The sequence below is a fragment of the Rhodococcus sp. 05-340-2 genome, from assembly GCF_002258915.1.
Classification (GTDB): Bacteria; Actinomycetota; Actinomycetes; order Mycobacteriales; family Mycobacteriaceae; genus Rhodococcoides.
Window position 1 is genome coordinate 1 of the sequence record NZ_NOYU01000041.1, and the last position, 900, is coordinate 900.

Annotated in this window: 1 protein-coding gene; it reads right to left on the reverse strand. The window is 64.2% G+C overall.

The annotated features are described in order from the left end of the window. A partial coding sequence (gene rfbB / locus CH271_RS25160; protein ID WP_094635378.1) for a dTDP-glucose 4,6-dehydratase occupies positions 1-893 on the reverse strand: 893 nt, incomplete at its 3' end. Positions 894-900 lie beyond the last annotated feature (7 nt).

The window sequence follows — 900 nt, forward strand, 5'->3', positions numbered from 1 at the left end:
CGGAAGTCGACATACGTTGGTGTCCAACCCAATTCGGTACGCAGTTTGGTCGAGTCGATGGCGTAGCGGAGGTCGTGGCCGGGCCGGTCGGTGACGAAATCGAAGGCGTCGGGTGCGTTGCCGGTCTCTTCGAGGATCGCTTCGAGGACGGTGCGGTTGTTCGCTTCGCCGTCGGCTCCGATGAGGTAGGTCTCGCCGATGCGGCCACCGTCGATGATGGCCCAGACGGCACTGTTGTGGTCGTCGACGTGGATCCAATCGCGCACGTTCTGCCCTGCCCCGTAGAGCTTGGGCCGGGAGCCACTGAGGATGTTGGTGATCTGACGCGGGATGAACTTCTCCACGTGTTGGTACGGGCCGTAGTTGTTCGAGCAGTTGGAGATGGTGGAGCGGACCCCGAACGATCGGGTCCAGGCGCGCACCAGCAGGTCGCTCGAGGCCTTGGTGGAGGAGTACGGGCTCGACGGGTTGTACGGGGTCGATTCGGTGAACCGTGCCGGGTCGTCGAGTTCGAGGTCGCCGTAGACCTCGTCGGTGGAGATGTGGTGGTAGCGAACGTCGTGTTCGCGGACCGCGTTGAGCAAGGTGGTGGTGCCGATGACGTTGGTGTGCACGAACGGCCACGGGTCGGTCAACGAGTTGTCGTTGTGGGATTCGGCGGCGAAGTGGACGACCAGGTCCGTCTCGCGCACGAGGCGGTCCACGAGGTCGGCGTCGGCGATGTCGCCGTGGACGAAGTCGATGCGATCCGCCACCGGGTCGAGGGAGGCCTTGTTGCCGGCGTAGGTGAGCTTGTCGAGCACGGTGACCTGGGAGTCGGGGCGCTGCGCGAGGGTCTGATGTACGAAGTTCGCGCCGATGAACCCGGCCCCACCCGTGACGAGAATTCTCATGAACAGG